This window comes from Dactylosporangium sp. NPDC005572, from assembly GCF_040605515.1.
Taxonomy (GTDB): domain Bacteria; phylum Actinomycetota; class Actinomycetes; order Mycobacteriales; family Micromonosporaceae; genus Dactylosporangium.
This window is the reverse complement of the sequence record NZ_JBEXCY010000227.1, coordinates 1-18,153: the sequence shown is the minus strand read 5'-3', so window position 1 is coordinate 18,153 and position 18,153 is coordinate 1. Positions and strand designations below refer to the sequence as shown.

The window sequence follows — 18,153 nt, the reverse complement described above, 5'->3', positions numbered from 1 at the left end:
CGGAACACCTGCTCGGGCGTTGCCGCGAAGTCGCGGGTCAGCCGGATGATCGGCATCCATCGTCGTCGCCGCGGGCACCGGGATCGGCGGCGCGCTCGTGGTGGCCGGCTCGCTGGTGGCCGGCCGCCACGGCTTCGCCGGCAGCCTCGGCCACCTCCCCGCGGTGCTGCCGCGGGTGCCGTCCCCGCCTTCCGCGCCGTTCCAGCCCGCCCCGTCCGCGCCCCTCCCTCCCACGCCGTCCGCGCCCCTCCCTCCCGCGCGTTCCGCGCTCTTCCCGCCCGCGCCGTTCCTGCGTGATCGGCGGTGCGGGTGCGGCGCGCTCGACCACGTCGAGGCGTACGCGGCCGGGCCCGCGATCGCGGCCGACTACGCCGCGCGGGCCGGGCTCGCCGTCGTGCCGTCGCTGGAGGAGGTCGTCGCCGCGGCCGACGGTGGCGACCCCCACGCCCGCGCCGCGATCGACCTCGGCGCCGCGGTGCTCGGGGCCGGGCTCGCGGCCGCCGCCAACCTGCTCGACCCCGACGTCGTCGTCATCGGCGGCGGCGTCCTCAGTCTCGGTGACCGGTTCCTCCCGGGCGTTGACGCCGCTCTGCGCGCGGCGGCGTTGCCCGGGGTCGACCGGGTGCCGTTGCGGCCCGCGGCGCTCGGCAACGCCGCCGTGCTCGTGGGGGCCGCGCTGCTCGCAGTTGTCTAGCGCACGTCGGATCGGAGGCACTACGCACATGCGACGCGTCCTCTCAGGCGCGGCGATCGCCACGGTGGCCCTCACCGTGCTCGCCGTACCGCAACCCGCACACGCCGCGACCTGCACCACCAACCCCCGCATCAGCGGCTCGTTCATCCAGCCCGACCTGGTCGCCGGCTGGACGAACACCCAGCTCGCCACCGAGTACACCAAGCTCCTCGACGCCTGCGTGAACACCCAGATCCTGCAGTGGACCGCCGACAGCAAGGCGCACACCGCCACCTACGACACCGGCCTCACCGGGTACACCTGGTCGACCGCGACCGACATCCCGGACCGGGTGCTGTCCCGGGCCGAGTCGGCCGGCGTGAACGTCTTCGTCGGCCTGCAGGTCAGCGCCGACTGGTGGGTCAACTACGCCGACAGCACCACCTGGCTCGACGCCGAGGCCGACCTGGCCAAGGACCTCGCCGACGAGCTGTGGGACAACTACGGCGCCTACGACTCGTTCGCCGGCTGGTACCTGCCGTTCGAGGTGGAGAACCTGCACTTCCAGACGGCCACCCAGCAGTCGAACCTGGCCGCGTTCTACGCCGACGTGATCGGCCACCTGCACACGCTCTCGCCGGGCAAGCCGGTCGCCGTGTCACCGTTCTTCAACGCCAACCTCGCCGGCACCCTGAACGCCACCGGCTGGCAGAGCATGTGGACGTCGATCCTGGCCACCGCCCCGATCGACATCATCGCCCTGCAGGACGGCGTCGGCGCCGGCCACGCGACCAGCGCCCAGTTGCCGGCGTGGTTCACCGCCACGAAGAACGCCATCACGGCGAGCCGCCCGGCCACCCTGCTCTACGACGACGTGGAGACGTTCCTCTTCGGCGCGTCCGGCCTGCAGCCCATGCCGGTCAAGGACATCGTCACCGACATGGCGGCGGTGTCGGCGAGCGTCAGCGGCTACTGGAGCTTCTCCTACGACCACTACCAGTCGCCGCTCGCGCCGTTCTCCACGTTCTACGACGCCACCTACCGCAACTACCTGACCAACGGCACGGTGGAGACGACCGCTCCCGGTACGCCATCCTCCTTCGCGGCGACGGCGACCAACTCCCAGACGGTCCAGCTGACCTGGACCGCCCCCTCCGACAACATCGGCGTCGCCGGTTACCACATCTACCGCGGCGGCGACCTGGTGGCGACGAAGCACGGCGCCACGAGCGGCTTCACCGACACCCAGCTCGACGGCTCGACGACCTACACGTACACCGTGAAGGCCTTCGACGGCGCGGGCAACCTGTCCGCGGCGAGCTCGTCGGCGAACGCCACGACGACGGCGGCCCCGTCGTACCCGACCAACTGGGCCTCGGCCCGCACGTACACGAGCACGGTAGCGGCCGACCCGGCGTACCCGGACACGGGCGGCACCGAGCTGACGGACGGCGCCAAGGCGGCCGGCCCGCTCTACGGCGCGGTCTGGCAGGGCCGCAACGCGGTGGGCACGTACAGCTTCACGATCGACCTGGGCTCCAGCCGCACGATCAACGGCATCAACAGCAGCTGGCTGCAGGTCCGCGCGGACTACGTGTTCCTGCCGGACTCGGTGTCGTACGCGGTGTCGGCGACGGGCAGCTCCTGGACCACGGTGGGCACGATCGCCAAGCCCGCGGTGGGCCCGTCGAACCTCATCAAGACCTACAACCTGATCGGCCTGTCGACGACGGGCCGCTACGTCCGCGTCACGGTGAACGGCGGCAGCGCCTGGTCGATGCTGGACGAGGTCGAGGTCCGCAAGTCCTGAGCACCACGGCCCGGCCGGCGGCGCTGCCCCGGCCGGGTTCCGCTCACTCCCGGACGGCCTGCGCGGTGAGCTCCGCGATGCGGCGCAGGATCCGGGCGAGCTCGTCCGCCTCCAGGTACGAGTGAGGTTGCCTGTATGTCTGCGCCCGAACGGCGGTCTGGGTCCGCCAGCGCAGCTGCGTGCCGTCCGGACGGTAGATGATCAGCTGGTCCCCGCCCAGCGAGTCGAACGAGCACCGGACGACCTCGTCGTACGTCAGGTGCGTGGGCTGCGCCTCGCTCCTGCCGTGCCGCCAGGTGTGCCGGACCGCGCGGTCGGTGAACGCGACCAGCCCGGGCCCGTCGAGCCAGTACGCCTGCGTGACCTGCTCGTCGGGCGCGGTCCGCAGCCGCTGCCGTACCTCGTCGTCCGAGGGAGGGCCGGACGAGCCCCAGACCATCCTGTATTCGCGCGCCACGACCAGCCCGGCGGCGACGCCGGCCACGGTCGACGGCGAACCGGTCAGCCAGGGCAGTAGGCCGCCGTGGTGGCGCACGTTGCGCAGCAGCCAGGCCGCGACCTGCACCAGGCGCGCGGCGGCCGGCTCGTCGTCCGGCAGGCCGCGACCGGTCGGGAGCACGGAGCGCACCATCAGCACGGCGTCGTCGCGCTGGACCGCGTCCAGCATGGCGCGAACGGCGGCCGGGGCGGCCCGGCGGGCCACGAGCTCGGCGTACTCGGCGCGCCGGTCGGGCAGGCCGCGGGCGAAGATCTGGTAGAGCGCCAGCAGCCCGCCGACCGGCAGCGCCGGGATGGCGGCGAAGACGGCCGCGGCCAGCCCGTCGGCCGTCGACCCGGCCAGCCGGGCCAACAGGTTCCCGGCCACGACCGGGCCGGCGGCGGCCAGCTCGACGACGAGCGCGGCGCGGGCGGCCTCACCGCCGGCCGCGCGGCCACGCAGGTGGCCGGTCTCGCCGCCGGACAGGAAGGCGTTTGTCAGCTCGTCCGCCGTCGGCGCGGCCCGGACGGTGGCGAACGCGATGAGCAGCTGGGCGTGCGCGGCCAACTGCTCCGCCTGCCGGCCGGCGACCGTGAACGCCTGCACGGCGGCGGTCGGCTGGTCGAACCACTGCGGACGGGCGGCCCGCAGCAGCCGCTCGGCGAGGCCATCGTGCCGGTGCCGGACCAGCGTGACCAGGGTGGCTGCCTCGACGGGCAGCGGAAGTCCGCCGTGCGCCAGCCGCTCGAGGTGGGTGAGCAGCCGGTCGGCGACCCGGTCCGGCGCTTCCGTCCGCCCATCTCGCTGGTCTCGCGCGTCTCGCGCGTCCAGGCCCTCGAGCAGCGCGACGAGGCGCGCGGGGCCGAAGGTGCCGGCGCGGTCCAGCAGGCGGCGAGCGGCGACCTCGTCCACGCGCCGGGCGACCTCCAGCACGACGCCGGCGAGGTCGCCGTCCGGTACGCCGTCGATGCGGCTGGCCAGCAGGTGGTTGCCGTCGATGGGCCGGCCGGCGGCATGCAGGTGGACCGCGAACTCGATGAGCCGGTCCGCCGACGCGGCGGCCTCGTGCAGCAGGCGCAGCCCGTCCGGGGCCCGGCCGGTGAACCGCAGATGGTCGGCCAGGCCGAGCAGCTCGGCGGCAGGCAGGCGGCCGGCGAGGCGGGACAGCGTCCGACCGGCGTCGTCGGCCAGGTCCTCGGCCCACATCACGTCCAGGACCAGGCCGGCCGCCGCGGCGTCGGCGCAGGCCTCGGCGAGGCGTTCGAGCAGCCGGTCGGCCGGCTCGTCCCGGCCGGTCCGGCGCAGCGCCGCCGCGATCTCCGCGACGGCGGCGGCCGGCCGCTCCAGCAGCGCGTCGCCGGCCGCGGCGTACAGCGCGAACGCGGGCTCCTCGTGGTTGGCGTCGCGCAGCGCGTCGGCGAGCGCGATCGCGTCAGGCGCGGGCATCGCCGTGGCCAGGCCGGCGATGAAGTCGTCGACCTCCGGCCGGAGGTCCGAGGTCTGCAGCGCGGCGACGAGGTCGATCATGGCGGCGGGCCGGCCGATGCAGGCCTGCGCCGCCGCGTCGAGCAGCACCGCGCGGGTGGATGCCGGGAGGAGGACCGCGAGGGCGACGACCCGGCTCGCGTCGCGGGCGGCGGCGCGCCCCAGGAGGTGGCTGCGGGCGTCCTCGGCGCCGATCTCGGCGAGGTCGGACAGCAGGTCGGCGACCTCGGCCGGCGGCCGGCGGAGGGCGGCCCCGGCGACCATGGCGCCGAGCGCGGACGGCCACAGCCGGCCGAGCATCGCCGCCACCTCCTGCGTCGGGCGGTACGTGGCGTGGGCGGCCACGATCGTGCCGGCGTCCTCGTCCGGGTGTTCGAGGGCGAGCGACAGCAGCGCCGCCGGCGCCAGCCGGAGCTGCTCGGCGGGTGGGCGCCCCGGCTCCGGGGGTTCGTGGGCGGGCGGCCCGTCGACCGGTGGCGCGGCGTGCTCGGCGAGCCGGCCGCGGTTGCGGGCGATGGCGATGGTGTGGCCGCGGTTGCGGGCCCGGGCCTGCGGGGTCGGACGCTGCTTGTCGGTCAGGTTGCGCAGCACCTGCCAGTAGATGCCGTCCATGTCCAGCAGTTCGGCCGTGTTCGGCAGGCCGTTGCGCAGGACGTCGACCAGCTCGCCGGTGAACGCCGTGTGCTCCTCGCCGGGTGGGGCCAGGGCCAGGCGGGTCTCCGCGGTGGCCGTCATGACATAGCTCGCGTCGATGCTCACCCGGTCCGCGATGCGGGTCGCGTCGCCCATCGCCCCGGCCAGGGCCAGGCCGCTGTAGCAGCAGTCCAGCAGCACCACCTTCGACGGGCAGCGGGCCGCGGCGATCAGGCGGCGCACATCCTCGTACCGCACCGCCGCGTGCATCGGCTCGAGCGTCGTGCGCGGCGTCGTCAGGTACAGATCCAGCCCGGCCGGGTCCACCACCCCGTGGCCGGCGTAGTAGAAGACCAGCGCGTCGGTCGCGGCGCGGCACGCCTCGAACAGGGCGTCGCGGATCGCGTCCGTTGACGAGGGGTCCTGCACCACGCGGCAGTGGGACGGCGGCAGGCCCCACACCAGCGGGTCGGTGAGCAGCGCCACCAGGTCGCGCAGGTTGGCCGGCACGGCCGGCAACGGCTCCAGTTCGGTGTACGCTCCCGCGCCGACCAGGACCGCGCGGGAGCGCCGTGGGTCGGGCAGCGCCACCGGGTCATTCAAGCATCCGCGCCGTCCGGACCGGTTCAGCCTATCGGCCGGGGGCCGGGCCCGTGGAGTCGCGGATGACCAGTTCCGTGGCCAGTTCCACGTGCAGGGCGTCGTGCTCGTGGCGGTCCAGCAGCCGCGTCAGCAGGGTCACCGCCATGCGGCCGAGTTCCGCAAGGGGCTGACGGACCGTGGTCAGGGTCGGGTGGGTGGCGCGGCTGACGTCGATGTCGTCGAAGCCGGCGATCGACAGGTCGTGCGGTACGCGCAGGCCGCGTTCGGTGGCCGCGCGCAGGGCGCCCACCGCCATCTTGTCGTTGAACGCCATCAGCGCCGTCGGGCGTTCCGGGCCGTCCAGCAGGGAGCAGGCCGCGCGGTAGCCGTGGTCCGTCGCCGGCTCGGTGACGAAGCGCATGAGCGACGGGCCCGGCAGGACGCCGACGTCGGCCAGCGCGGCCAGGTAGCCCGCCGTGCGGGCGTCCGTCACCAGCCACTCGCGCGGGCCGCCGATGATGCCGACGCGGCGGTGGCCCAGGCCGACCAGGTGGGCCATCAGCGCGCGGGCGCCGGTGAAGTGCGCGGCCGAGACGGCCATGATGTCGCGTGGGGGCGTGGTCCGCGGGTCGACGACCACGAACGGTACACCCTGGTCCCGCAGCCGGATGAGGTCCTCGCCGGGCTCGGGCGGGAGGATCAGTATGGCCCCGTCGACGTCCGAGCGGCCGGGCAGCCGCGCGAGTGCGTCGCTGGCCTGGGCCGCCTCGCCGGCGTTGAGCACCACCTCGATGCCGTGCAGGTCGGCGGCCTCGGCGATCGCCGAGACGATGACGCCGAAGTAGTCGGTGAGCAGGTACGGGCAGCGCACGTAGACGGTGGTGCGGCCGGTCCGGCGGCGGGGCGCGCGGTGGCCGAGCCGGCCGACGGCTTGCAGGACCAGTTCGCGGGTGTGCGGGGCGACGTTGTCCTGGCCGTTCAGGGCGCGGGAGACGGTGGTGACCGACAGGCCGGTCTCCGCCGCGAGCTGGCGGACGGTCGCACGGGTACGCACATCGGCACCTTAGCAGCGCCTACATCCAGGACTTTGATTAAGTGGAGATAAAAGTTGACGTGTTTGATTGACACGTTGACTGGTTCGGTGTTTCCTTCGTGTACCACCGCAGACCTATCGAGGACCGTCAACTGCTCACCGCCAGAGCGGGCGGCGGGGTCTACCGGGCGAAACCCTTACCCCGACAAAGGGAGTTCCGTCATGCCCTCAACCAAGCGGCGCCTGGTCGTCGCCGCGGCCGCGGTCGGTGCGACCGTCGCCGCCACGGTCGCGACCGTCGTGCTCGCCCCCAGCGCGTTCGCCGCCGGCGAGACCGTGAACGTGTACCTCACCACGACCTCCGACGGCGGCGGCCGGACCGTCACCCGGGGCCTGCAGCAGCAGGCGTCGATCGCGTTCGGCCCGGCCGGTGGCTCCGCCAACCAGACGATCAACGTCAACGAAGGCGTCACGTACCAGACCTTCGAGGGCGCCGGCGCGTCGATCACCGACACCACGGCCTACCTGCTGCGCGGCGGCCCGATCAGCGCCGCGACCCGCGACCAGGTCATGCAGAAGCTGTTCAGCCCGACCGCCGGCATCGGCCTGTCGTTCGTGCGCAACCCGATCGGCGCCTCCGACCTGTCGCGGCCCGGCAACGTCTCGCTCGACGACACCTGCTGCGACCTCAACGACTTCGGCAGCAACGGCTACGACACCAACGTGCGGCTGCTCACCCAGCAGGCCCGGCAGATCAACCCGGCGCTGACGGTCAAGGGCGTGCCGTGGAGCTCGCCCGGCTGGATGAAGGACAACGGCCGGATGGACCAGATGGGCTGGCTCAAGTGGGAGTACTACCCCATGTACGCCCAATACCTGGTGAAGTACATCCAGTCCTACCAGGCGGCCGGCGTACCGGTGAAGTACATCTCGGTGCAGAACGAGCCGAACTGCTGCCAGTCCGGCAACCCGACCGCGATGGACTACCCGGGCATGAGCTGGAACCCGTCCGGGCTGGTCGAGTTCACCAAGAACCACGTGTACCCGGCGTTCCGCGCGGCCGGCATCACCACCAAGGTGCTCATCCACGACTGGAACTACGGCGACTACGCGAACTTCGGCGCGGCCATCCTGGCCGACGCGGGCGTGCGCAACGACCCGCTGTTCGGCGGGATCGCCTGGCACGGCTACTTCGGTGACCCGTCGGTCGGCACCGACGTGCACAACCAGTACCCGTCGGTGAAGCAGTTCAGCACCGAGCACTCCGGCGGTACGTGGATCTCCAACCAGCACAACGAGGACATGGCCGACATCGTCAACTACACCCGCAACTGGAGCGGCAGCGTCGTCAAGTGGAGCCTGGCCCTGAACCAGAACATGGGCCCGCACAACGGCGGCTGCGGCACCTGCACCGGCCTCATCACGGTCCAGGAGGGCGGCTCCCGCGCCGGCCAGGTCGACTACACCATCGAGTACTACACGACCGGCCACCTGACGAAGTTCGTCCGCCCCGGCGCGGTGCGCATCGACTCCAACAACACCGCCGTGCAGAACGTGGCCTGGCGCAACACCGACGGCTCAAAGGCGCTCATCGCGCACAACCCGGGCACCGGCGCACAGTCGATCCGGGTCAACTGGAGCGGCCAGTCGTTCGTCTACACCCTGCCGGCCCGCACCACCGCCACCTTCACCTGGCAGAACAACGTGTCGAACCCGACCCCGACCGCCACCACCAGCCAGCCGCCGACCGGCGGCACCGGCCAGATCACCGGCATCGGCGGCAAGTGCGCCGACGTGGCCGGCGCGGCGACCGCCAACGGCACCGCGGTCCAGCTGTACACCTGCAACGGCACCGCCGCCCAGCAGTGGACCCGGGCGAGCGACGGCACGCTGCGCGCGCTGGGCAAGTGCCTGGACATCAGCGGCCCCAGCTCCGCGGACGGCACCGTGACCCACCTGTGGGACTGCCACACGGGCAGCAGCCAGAAGTGGACGTACAACGCGAGCACCCAGCAGCTCGTGAACCAGTACTCCGGCAAGTGCCTCGACGCCACCGGCAACAGCTCGGCCGACGGCACCCGCCTGCAGATCTGGACCTGCACCACGGGCGCCAACCAGAAGTGGAACGTGCCCGCGTAAGGCAGGACGGGCCGCCGCCGTTTCCTCGACGGCGGCGGCCCGCTGCGTCGCTCGGTCGCGCGACCCGCGCGGCGCGGTCAGGCGGCGCGGGACAGGGTTCGCGCGGCGACGTTGCGGGCCGCGATGCCCAGTCGCGTCTTCGGGATCAGCAGCGTCGCGGCGCGGCCCGCGTGGCGCTGGCGGGGGCCGGTCAGCGCGCGGTGCTCCGCCTCGTAGCGGCGCAGGGCCGTCGCCACGTCCGGTGCCGAGGCCAGCGCCGACGCCAGGGTGTACGCGCCGGCCATGGCCAGGCTGGAGCCCTCGCCGAACAGCGAGACGCAGGACGCGGCGTCGCCCAGCAGCGTGATCCGGCCGGCCGACCAGGTGGGCATCCGCACCCGGCACACGGCGTCGAAGTACAACTCGTCGGTCGTCTCCACCTGCTCCAGGAGCGCCGGCACGCGCCAGCCCGCGCCGGCGTAGGCCGAGTGCAGCAGGCGGCGGTGCTGGGCGGCGTCGCGGTGGTCGAAGCCGGGCACCGCCGGGGCGCGGTAGATGAACGCGGCCAGGGAGCGCTCGCGGGACGGGTGCAGCGAGGCCAGCCGGCCCGGCTCGTTGTAGAGCAGCACGTCCGGGTCCTCGTCGGCGACGACCGGCAGCGTGCCGACGTACACGCCCAGGTGCTCGACGCGCACCGCGGCGGCGGGGAAGGCCAGGCGGCGCACCGCCGAGTGCAGGCCGTCGGCGCCCACCACCAGGTCGAAGCGCCGGGCCGGGGCGCGGTCGAACGTCACGTCCACGCCGCCGGCGTCCTGGCTCAGCGACGTGACCGTGTCGTCGAAGCGGAACTCGGCGTGGTCCCGCGCCGCCTCGTACAGCACCCGGGCCAGGTCGGCCCGCGGGATCTCGACGTCGTCGGCGTTGCGGCTCATGGGCAGGCGGGCGAGCGTGCGGCCGGCGGCGTCGACGGCCCGCATCGCGGTGGCGCGGGTCGCCGACGCCCGCAGGCCGGGCAGCACGCCCATCCCGCGGGCCACCGGCAGGGCGGGGCCGCGCACGTCGACCGGGTTGCCGCTGGAGCGGGTGCCCTGCGCGCGCTCGACGACCGTCGGGCGGAAGCCGTGGCGGGCCAGCCAGTAGGCGAGGGTCGGGCCGGCCACGCCGGCCCCGGAGATGAGCACCGTCTGGGTCATGCCCCGACGATAACTGCACTGAGTGCAGAATTGCAACGAGTGCGGGCTCACACTGGATGCGGCTATCATTCGGTACCGTGACACTGCGCGAACGCAAGCGGGAGCGGACCCGGCGGGCCGTCGTCGACGCCGCGGTCGAGCTGTTCGAGCGCGACGGCTACGAGCAGACGACCGTCGCCGACATCGCCGCCGCGGCCGAGATCGGGACGCGGACCTTCTTCAGCTACTTCCCGACGAAGGAGGACGTGCTGTTCCCGGAGGGCGACGCCCGCATCGCCGCGGCCGTGCATGCCATCGCCACCCGGGAGCCGGACGAGGGGCCGGCCGACGTGCTGCTGCGCGCGCTGCGGATCGTGGGCGCGGACAGCGACGACCTCACCAGCCGGCTCGCGGCGCTGCGGCTGCGGTTCATCATGGAGGTGCCGTCGGTGCGCGGCCGGGCCCTGCAGCTGCAGGCCGACGGGCAGCTGCAGATCGCGACGCACCTCGCGGCGGCGTTCCCCGACCGGCTCGACCCGGTGACCGCCGCCGCCCTCACCGGTGCCTTCATCGGCGCCGTCACCGCGGCCCTGCAGATGCTGGTCAAGGACGGTCACCCGGGGGATCCGGCCGAGCTCCAGCAGGTCGTCCAGCGGGCCACGGACGTCGCGCTGGCACCCTGGAGCACCCGGCCGCGATCATGACATCCGTCATGGGGGTGCGGGTGACGCGACGCAGCCGTGCGCGGGACGCGTCCCGGCGATGCTCTACGGCATGACGAACCCAGCAGTCCAGCTGACCGGCCTGACCAAGGCCTTCGGCGCGGTCACCGCCGTCGGCGGCGTCGACCTCACGATCCGCCGGGGCGAGGTCGTCGCGCTCCTCGGGCCCAACGGCGCCGGCAAGTCCACGACGATCGACATGATCCTCGGGCTGCTGCGCCCCGACACCGGCACCGTGCTCCTCGACGGGCAGCCGCCGGCCCGCGCCGTCGCCCGCGGCACCGTCGGCGCGCTGCTGCAGACCGGCGGCCTGCTGCCCGACCTGACCGCCGCCGAGACCGTCCGCCTGGCCGCCGGGCTGCAGCGCACGGCCCGGCCGGTCGGCGAGGTGCTGCGCGAGGCCGGCGTCGAGCCGTTCGCGGACCAGCGGGTCGGCGGCCTCTCCGGCGGCCAGCAGCAGCGGGTCCGCTTCGCGATGGCCCTCGTCGCCGACCCCGAGCTGCTCATCCTCGACGAGCCCACGACCGGCCTCGACGTCGAGTCCCGCCGCGCGTTCTGGACCACCATGCGTGAGCAGACCGCCGGCGGCCGCACGGTGCTCTTCGCCACGCACTACCTCGACGAGGCCGACGCCTACGCCGACCGCATCGTGCTGCTGCGCTCCGGCCGGATCATCGCCGACGGTACCGCGGCACAGATCAAGGCCGCCGTGACCGGCCGCGTCATCCGCGCCACGGTGCCCGGGGCCGACCTGGCCGCCCTCGCCGCCCTGCCCGGCGTGGACCGGGTCGAGACCCGCGGCGACGTGGTGCTGCTGCACTGCAACGACTCCGACGCCGCCCTCCGCGGCCTGCTCACCACCACCGCGGCCTACGACGTCGAGGTCACCAGCCGCAACCTCGAAGACGCCTTCATCGCCCTCACCGCCGCCGGGAGCGCCCAGTGAACGCCACCTACCTGCGCCTGGAAGCCGTCCGCCTCCTGCGCAACAAGCGCGTCGTCATCTTCTCCACCCTGCTGCCGGCGATCCTGGTGCTCATCATCGGCGGCGTGTCGGTCGGCAACGACCCCGACGCCAGGAAGTACGTCATGGTGAGCATGGCCCTGTTCGGTGCCATGTCCGCCGCGCTGTCCAGCGGCGGCACGATCGCCGTCGAGCGCGGCCTCGGCTGGAACCGCACGCTGCGGCTGACCCCGCTCTCCCCGGGCGCCTACGTCATGAACAAGGTCATCCTGGCCCTGCTCGTGGCCGTGCCGCCGGTCGTGGTCACGTTCATCATCGGCGCCACCGTGCTGCACGTGCGGCTCACCGCCGCCGAGTGGCTGCTGTGCTTCGTCGGCGCCTGGCTGTCGTCGCTGCCGTTCGCCGCGCTCGGCGTGGTCCTCGGCTACATCGCCAAGCCCGACAGCGTCCAGCAGGTCGGCGCGCTGGTCAACCTGGTCCTCGCCGCGTTCGGGGGCCTGTGGGTGCCGGTCGACCTGATGCCGCGCGTGCTGCGGGAGATCGCCCGCTTCACCCCGTCGTACTGGACCGGCGAGGTCGCCCGCAGCCCGCTCGACGGCGGCCACGTCGACGGGCAGGCGATCCTGGTCCTGCTCGGCTGGACGGTGGTGCTGGGCCTGGTCGCCCTGCGCCGCTTCCGGGTCGACACCGCGCGGGCCTGACGGACAAGATGGTCATCATGACCGAGCCCACCCGCCGCCGCATGGCCAGGTTCTTCTGGCTGTGGGCGGCGGTGTGGCTGTTCTACATGGCGCAGCCCGTCGCCGACGCCTGGCAGCGCCCGCAGCTGTGGGAGCGCGCCGTCGGCCTCGCCGCCGCGCTCGGCTTCTGCGTGGTGTACCTGCACTCGTTCCTCGCCGCGCGGTCCGCCACCAGGAGCACCGGCACCTACCTGCGGATGCCGGAGGCGGTCGTCCGGCTCGGCGTGATGGTCGCGCTCGCCGTCGTGCTGACGCTCGTCGCCGGCGAGTCGGGCCTCACCGCCCTCGTCTACATCGGCGTGATCGCCGTGTTCACGCTGCCCCCGGCGTACGCCTGGTCGGTCGTGCTCACCGGCGCGCTCACCGCGTTCGTGCTGCCCCGCGTCGTTCCCGGCTGGGACCGCGGCATCGACCTGACGTTCGCCGTCATGGTCGCCGCACTGGCGGTCTGGGGCGTCACCCGGGTCGTGCAGCGCAACGCGCAGCTCGCCGAGGCCCGCGAGGAGATCACCGAGCTGGCGGTCGCCGCCGAGCGCAACCGGTTCGCCCGCGACCTGCACGACCTGCTCGGCCACTCGCTGACGGTCGTCTCGGTCAAAAGCGAGCTCGCCGGCCGCCTGGTCCGGCTGGCCCCGGAGCGCGCCGAGGCCGAGCTGGAGGACATCCAGCGCCTCGTGCGGGAGGCCCTCGCCGACGTCCGGGCCGCCGTCTCGGGGTATCGCGAGATGTCGCTGGCCACGGAGCTGGTGTCGGCCCGCAGCGCCCTGGACGCGGCCGGCATCGAGGCCGACGTCCCGCTGACCGGCGACGCCGCCGACCCGCAGCGCCAGGAGCTGTTCGCCTGGGTGGTCCGTGAGGGCGTCACGAACGTGGTCCGCCACAGCGAGGCCAAGCACTGCTGGATCACGGTGGGCCGCGACTGGGTCCAGATCACCGACGACGGCCGCGGCCCCGCGACGGCGGCCGGCGTGGGCCACGGCCTGAAGGGCCTGCGCGAGCGCCTGGACGCGGCGGGCTGCTCGCTGAGCGTCGGCCACCGCGACGGCGGCGGCTTCACCCTCCGCGCCGCCGCCACGCCCTGATCATTTGCCGACGGGGAGCGGCCGGGCCGGGGTGGCGCGCAGCAGCCGCAGCTCTCGCTGCAGGTTGCCGATGCACCCCTCCACGGCCTCCGACCACCTCGCCGCCGGCTGGCTGCTGATGGCGCGGCCCAGGTCGAGAAGGGCGTCGAGGTGCTCGGCGAAGCGTTCGCTGCCGCGCTGCTCGTCGACGACGGCCGCGCGCAGGTCGGCCGCGGCCGAGGCGAGGTCGCGGCTGATCCGGTCGAGTTGGCTGCCGGCGGCGTCCTGCTCGAGGCTCGCCACGCCCTGGCGGGCGATGCGGCGCAGCCGGCCGATGAGGACGTACGCGCGGCCGACCCAGCCCTCGGTCGGGGCGGTCGACTCGACGCTCGTCAGGTAGGTGCGCAGGTCCTGCCGGGTCAGCGGGGCGGCCTCGGCCGAGCGCAGGAACTGCGCCAGGTCGGTGGGCAGCGCGCCGATCTGCTCGGGCCACAGGTCGGTCAGGGCCGAGTCCTCGCCGTCGCGGTACTGCTTGACGGCCTGCGGCAGGGCATCGGTCTCGGCCCGCAGGATCTCGTAGAGCGCCCAGTCGTAGCGGAAGACCACGGTCTGCACGGCGAGCACGGTCGCCCGGTCGAGCTGCGGGCGGATCAGCATCTGCAGCGTGTAGGCGTTGATGAACCGCTTGACCTCGCGCGGGTTGACCTGGCCCTCGATGGCGAGGTGGGCCAGGTACGGACGCACCGTCTGCTGCAGGTCGACGAGCTGCTCGCCGTCGATCCTCGCGGTCTTGTAGACCGCCGTGAGCAGGTCGTCGAGCTGCTCGGCGTGCATCGGCGGCAGCTCGTACGGGACCTGGAAGATCTTCTTGACGTACTCGCGCTCGGCCAGCCGGAGACTGCGGTCGTCGCCGGCAGGGGAGAGCCGCTCGCGGATCGCCTGCTCCAGCACCCGCTGGTCGATGCCGACGACGAACACGAAGCCGGTGAGGTCGAAGAACAGCTTCATCGACTCGATGACGCTCAGCGCGTTCTGCGGCAGGCAGCGGTCCAGGTCGTCGACGAACACCACGACCCGGTCGACGCCGCCGCGCTCCCGCAGCTCGGCGAAGGCGCCGGCGAGCTGCTCGAAGCAGGCGAAGTACAGCGACTGCGCCTCCGCGGCCGGCCGCTGGTGCCCGTCGCCGAGGGCCTCCACCGACTTGGCGGCGTCGAACGTCACCTCGGCCACGCCGACCGTCATCTTGCCCGACAGGCCGCTCACCAGCGCCCGCACGACCTGGCCGATCCGCGTCGCGACCGCCAGCAGCGTCTGCCTGACCGCCCCCTCCTGCTGCCGCTCGGCGTGGGCGACCACCGCGCCGCGGATGGTGTCCAGCAGCGGGACGATGAGGTGGGGTTCCCGCTCGTACCGCCACCCGTTGAACACGACCTTGAGCGTGTCCGGGTTGCGCAGCTCCTCGCGGATGGTGTCCATCAGGGTCGTCTTGCCCGAACCCCAGCCGCCGAAGACGCCCACGGCGAAGCGCGGGTCGCTCTGCTGGATCAGCGTCGCCAGGGCGATCGCGATGCGGTCGTAGCCGAGCGCCGGCGTGACGGCGGGGGTGTCGAGCAGGATGCGCGCCATGGGCACCACCGTACGGGGCGCCGTCCACGGAACGTCAGCGCAGAAAGGCCAGCGGGTCGTCGCCGAAACGGTCCAGGGCGGGCCGGGTCAGCGTCACCGCGACGGCCACCAGGACGGCCCAGCCCGCCGCGACGGCGACCACGGCCGGCGTCACCAGGACGTTCGCCAGCAGCGCCAGGCAGGCCGTGCCGCCGAGGACCAGCATTCGCACGAGCCCGCCGTACCAGTGCCGCCGGGCCGGGGCGAGCACCCTCGTGCCCGCCAGGTACGCGGCCAGGCCGGCGGTCACCAGCCAGGCGGCCGCCTTCGGCGGGTCGTCGTGCAGCGACAGGTTCACCCCGGCGGCGACGACGAGCAGGGCGAACGCCGGCATGAGGTGGCCACTCGCGTACAGCGTGTGGGCCAGCGACGGGTTGCCGCCGGACGCCACCAGCAGCCGCTCGTTCAGCGAGGCCATCGAGTGGAAGTAGATCCACCACAGCGCGCCCGCGAGGACGAGCCCGCCGCCGAGGCTCAGCCAGTACCCGAGGTCCTCCTCGCCGCGGTCGAGCGCCGCACCGCCGACCGAGATGACGACCTCGCCCAGCAGGATGATCATGAACAGCCCGAACCGCTCGGCCAGGTGCGCCGCGTCGACCGCGACGGCCCGGTCGGCCGGCGGCGTGATCTGCGCCTCGAGCCGCTCCCGCCGCCGCTCCTGCAGGTCCCTGACCTCCTGCCGGGACCGGCGCAGCGTGCGCAGCTGCTCCCGCCCGCCGCGCAGCAGGACCACGGCGATCTCGTGGCCCAGCGCGAGCCCCCACAGCACGTACGTCCAGGCGCCGTGCGTGGCGGTCGAGGCGGCGAAGACCAGCGCGGACACCAGGTAGGCGAGGGCGGCGCGGCGCTCGGCCTGCAGCAGGTACCCGGCGGCGAGGACCACCCGGGCCCCGGCGAGCGCGACCGCGAACCCGGCGGCGTGGTGCTCGAACGCGTGGTGCGCCTGCGTGGCGGCGATCGCGCAGGGCACCGTCCCGGCGAGGATCACCAGCCGGTCCACGAGCCGCCGGTCGTCACCGCGGCGGTTGTACAGCAGCACGAACCCGATCCAGGTGAACCACAGCGTCGCGAAGAGCCCCAGCGCCCCGAACACGGCCCCGGCGTCGGGCTGCCCGACCATCACGTGGGCGACCTGGCTCACCGCGAACACGAACACCAGGTCGAAGTACAGCTCAACCCACGAGACCCGCTTCCCGGGCGCTGCATGCTCCTGCGTCGTCACGGGAGGATTCTGCCCGACCGCGCTGCCGTGCCCACTTCGCGGCGGAACTGGTTCAGGTGGCGTGCCCAGGCCGGGCCGGTTGGGTGCGGTCGCCGTCGCCCGCCAGGCCGGCCCGGACTGCTTGGTGTGGACGCCTCGCTGAACGGCGTTACGGCGCCCGGGGCGGTGATCGCCGGCCCGTCGGTGCCATCCAGCACCATGATCACGAAAAGTTGTCGCCGTCGTCGGTCACGAACGCGAAGACTTCTGGTCGCTCCAGCGGCAACAAGTCTTCCGGATCATGGACCAGCCAGTCGTGGCGCAACCCACGAGCGGGCCCCGACACAACTTCTCTACGTGATCAGGACCTACCGCCGCCGGCGTTCTGTGCGCCGCCGCCGGCGGGCGGGCTGGCGGTCGGGCCGGCGGTCGGGCCGGCGGTCGGGCGGTCGGTCGGGCGGTCGGGCCGGGCGGGCCGGGCGGGCCGGGCGGTCGGTCGGTCGGGCGGGCGGGCGGGCGGGTCGGGCGGTCGGGCGGCGTAGGGGGCCGGGCCGAGCGACGTAGGGCCGGGGCGGCGTGGGCGGCGCCGAAGTGATCCCCGCGGTCCGGGACCGCCCTGAGGTGGATCGACCGGCGTCTCGCGGAGAGAGGCCGTCGGGAGTCACGGGTGTGGGTAGGCTGGGCCGCGTGACGGCGACGAACGCGATCGGGCGGTTGACCGGGTACGCGCACGGGGGCGGGTGTGCCTGCAAGATCCCGCCCGGGGAGCTGGAGGCCGTCGTCGGCGGGCTCATCGGTGGTGCGGCGCCCGCCGGGCCGGGGGAGCTGCTCGTCGGGCTCGACGACGGGGACGACGCCGCCGTCGTGCGGATCGAGCGCGGGACCGCGATCGTCGCCACCGCGGACTTCTTCACGCCCGTCGTCGACGACCCCTACGACTGGGGGCGGATCGCGGCGGCCAACGCGCTGTCCGATGTCTACGCGATGGGCGGGCGGCCCGTCGTGGCCGTCAACCTGCTCGCCTGGCCGCGGGAGGTGCTTCCCATGGAGATGGCGGCCACCGTACTGGCGGGCGGGCTCGACGTCGCGCGGGAGGCCGGCTGCCACGTCGCCGGTGGGCACTCCGTCGACGACCCCGAGCCGAAGTACGGGATGGCCGTCACCGGGCTCGCGGACCCGCAGCGGCTGCTGCGCAACGACCGCGGGGTCGCCGGGGTGCCGCTCACGCTCACCAAGCCGCTCGGCATCGGGGTGCTCAACAGCCGGCACAAGGCCACCGGTGAGATGTTCCCGCACGCCGTCGCCGCGATGACCCGGCTCAACCGGGACGCGTCGGAGGCGGCGCTCGCCGCCGGGGCCGTGTGCGCCACCGACGTCACCGGGTTCGGGCTGCTGGGGCACCTGCACAAGCTGGCCCGGGCCAGCGGCGTGACGGCGGTGCTCGACCACGCGGCCGTGCCGTATCTGGACGGCGCGCGGGAGGCGCTGCGCGACGGGTTCGTCAGCGGCGGGACCCGGCGCAACCTCGACTGGGTCCGCCCGCACCTCGACAGCGGGGCCGGCGAGGACGAGCTGCTGCTGCTCGCCGACGCGCAGACGTCGGGCGGGCTGCTCGTGGCGGGGGAGCTGCCCGGCTACCCGGTCGTGGGCGAGCTGGTCCCCGCCGAGCCCGGCGTCACGGTCCGGGTGCGCTGAGGCTCGACCACGTAGCGCGGGTCCTTCGTGGACTCCACGCCCGCCTCGAAGATGCCGAAGCGGGTCGCCAGGGAGCCGGCCAGCAGCGCCGCGCCCGACAGCGCCGACACGACCCGGCTGC

At 73.8% G+C, this 18,153-nt stretch carries 13 protein-coding genes and 1 pseudogene; 8 read left to right on the top strand and 6 right to left on the bottom strand.

The features are described 5' to 3' along the window. Nucleotides 1-58: 58 nt before the first annotated feature. Complete coding sequence (locus ABZS66_RS52240; RefSeq protein ID WP_354770798.1) at nt 59-694, top strand: ROK family protein; 636 nt, start codon at nt 59-61, stop codon at nt 692-694. 28 nt (nt 695-722) lie between these two features. Continuing rightward, nucleotides 723-2,483: a DUF4434 domain-containing protein gene (locus ABZS66_RS52235; RefSeq protein WP_354770794.1), complete on the top strand. Its 1,761-nt coding sequence runs from the start codon at nt 723-725 to the stop codon at nt 2,481-2,483. A gap of 43 nt (nt 2,484-2,526) precedes the next feature. On the opposite strand, the gene ABZS66_RS52230 is transcribed toward ABZS66_RS52235, so the two are convergent. Further along, nucleotides 2,527-5,670: a caspase family protein gene (locus ABZS66_RS52230; RefSeq protein ID WP_354770792.1), complete on the bottom strand. Its 3,144-nt coding sequence runs from the start codon at nt 5,668-5,670 to the stop codon at nt 2,527-2,529. 40 nt (nt 5,671-5,710) lie between these two features. Further along, nucleotides 5,711-6,715: a LacI family DNA-binding transcriptional regulator gene (locus ABZS66_RS52225; protein ID WP_354770790.1), complete on the bottom strand. Its 1,005-nt coding sequence runs from the start codon at nt 6,713-6,715 to the stop codon at nt 5,711-5,713. Between the two features lie 201 nt (nt 6,716-6,916). Here ABZS66_RS52225 and ABZS66_RS52220 point away from each other — a divergent pair, with 201 nt between their 5' ends. Continuing rightward, nucleotides 6,917-8,833: an RICIN domain-containing protein gene (locus ABZS66_RS52220; protein WP_354770788.1), complete on the top strand. Its 1,917-nt coding sequence runs from the start codon at nt 6,917-6,919 to the stop codon at nt 8,831-8,833. A 77-nt stretch (nt 8,834-8,910) separates the two neighbouring features. On the opposite strand, the gene ABZS66_RS52215 is transcribed toward ABZS66_RS52220, so the two are convergent. Beyond that, on the bottom strand, nt 8,911-10,005 hold the full coding sequence (locus ABZS66_RS52215; protein ID WP_354770786.1) for an FAD-dependent monooxygenase: 1,095 nt from the start codon (nt 10,003-10,005) through the stop codon (nt 8,911-8,913). Nucleotides 10,006-10,082: 77 nt separating this feature from the next. Between ABZS66_RS52215 and ABZS66_RS52210 the strand changes: the two genes are divergently transcribed. The 4 genes from ABZS66_RS52210 to ABZS66_RS52195 all read left to right on the top strand — a co-directional run bounded on the left by ABZS66_RS52210 (nt 10,083) and on the right by ABZS66_RS52195 (nt 13,492). Then, on the top strand, nt 10,083-10,688 hold the full coding sequence (locus ABZS66_RS52210; RefSeq protein WP_354770784.1) for a TetR family transcriptional regulator: 606 nt from the start codon (nt 10,083-10,085) through the stop codon (nt 10,686-10,688). A 70-nt stretch (nt 10,689-10,758) separates the two neighbouring features. Beyond that, nucleotides 10,759-11,652, top strand: coding sequence for an ABC transporter ATP-binding protein (locus tag ABZS66_RS52205; RefSeq protein ID WP_354770782.1), 894 nt, complete (start codon nt 10,759-10,761; stop codon nt 11,650-11,652). Then, nucleotides 11,649-12,371: an ABC transporter permease gene (locus ABZS66_RS52200; protein ID WP_354770780.1), complete on the top strand. Its 723-nt coding sequence runs from the start codon at nt 11,649-11,651 to the stop codon at nt 12,369-12,371. The genes ABZS66_RS52205 and ABZS66_RS52200 overlap by 4 nt, the downstream gene beginning before the upstream one ends. 17 nt (nt 12,372-12,388) lie before the next feature. Beyond that, a complete protein-coding gene (locus ABZS66_RS52195) occupies nt 12,389-13,492 on the top strand; it encodes a sensor histidine kinase (protein WP_354770778.1) in 1,104 nt (367 codons plus the stop codon). Here ABZS66_RS52195 and ABZS66_RS52190 read toward each other — a convergent pair whose 3' ends face one another. Both ABZS66_RS52190 and ABZS66_RS52185 read right to left on the bottom strand, forming a co-directional pair. Beyond that, on the bottom strand, nt 13,493-15,097 hold the full coding sequence (locus ABZS66_RS52190) for a P-loop NTPase fold protein (RefSeq protein ID WP_354770776.1): 1,605 nt from the start codon (nt 15,095-15,097) through the stop codon (nt 13,493-13,495). It lies immediately after the preceding gene. A gap of 34 nt (nt 15,098-15,131) precedes the next feature. After that, complete coding sequence (locus tag ABZS66_RS52185) at nt 15,132-16,358, bottom strand: low temperature requirement protein A (protein ID WP_354770774.1); 1,227 nt, start codon at nt 16,356-16,358, stop codon at nt 15,132-15,134. A gap of 657 nt (nt 16,359-17,015) precedes the next feature. On the opposite strand from ABZS66_RS52185, the gene selD reads away from it, so the two are divergent. Then, nucleotides 17,016-18,032, top strand: coding sequence for a selenide, water dikinase SelD (gene selD, locus ABZS66_RS52180; protein WP_354770796.1), 1,017 nt, complete (start codon nt 17,016-17,018; stop codon nt 18,030-18,032). Here the strand turns inward: selD and ABZS66_RS52175 are convergent. After that, nucleotides 17,972-18,153: pseudogene (locus ABZS66_RS52175) on the bottom strand (hypothetical protein); the annotation flags it as partial. The gene selD and the pseudogene ABZS66_RS52175 overlap by 61 nt on opposite strands.

Bases quoted from the DNA above. Each gene is read 5' to 3' on its own strand.
- ABZS66_RS52235 (WP_354770794.1), top strand. From the start codon at position 723: ATGCGACGCGTCCTCTCAGGCGCGGCGATCGCCACGGTGGCCCTCACC.
- ABZS66_RS52220 (WP_354770788.1), top strand. From the start codon at position 6,917: ATGCCCTCAACCAAGCGGCGCCTGGTCGTCGCCGCGGCCGCGGTCGGT.
- ABZS66_RS52215 (WP_354770786.1), bottom strand. From the start codon at position 10,005: ATGACCCAGACGGTGCTCATCTCCGGGGCCGGCGTGGCCGGCCCGACC.
- ABZS66_RS52205 (WP_354770782.1), top strand. From the start codon at position 10,759: ATGACGAACCCAGCAGTCCAGCTGACCGGCCTGACCAAGGCCTTCGGC.
- ABZS66_RS52195 (WP_354770778.1), top strand. From the start codon at position 12,389: ATGACCGAGCCCACCCGCCGCCGCATGGCCAGGTTCTTCTGGCTGTGG.
- ABZS66_RS52190 (WP_354770776.1), bottom strand. From the start codon at position 15,097: ATGGCGCGCATCCTGCTCGACACCCCCGCCGTCACGCCGGCGCTCGGC.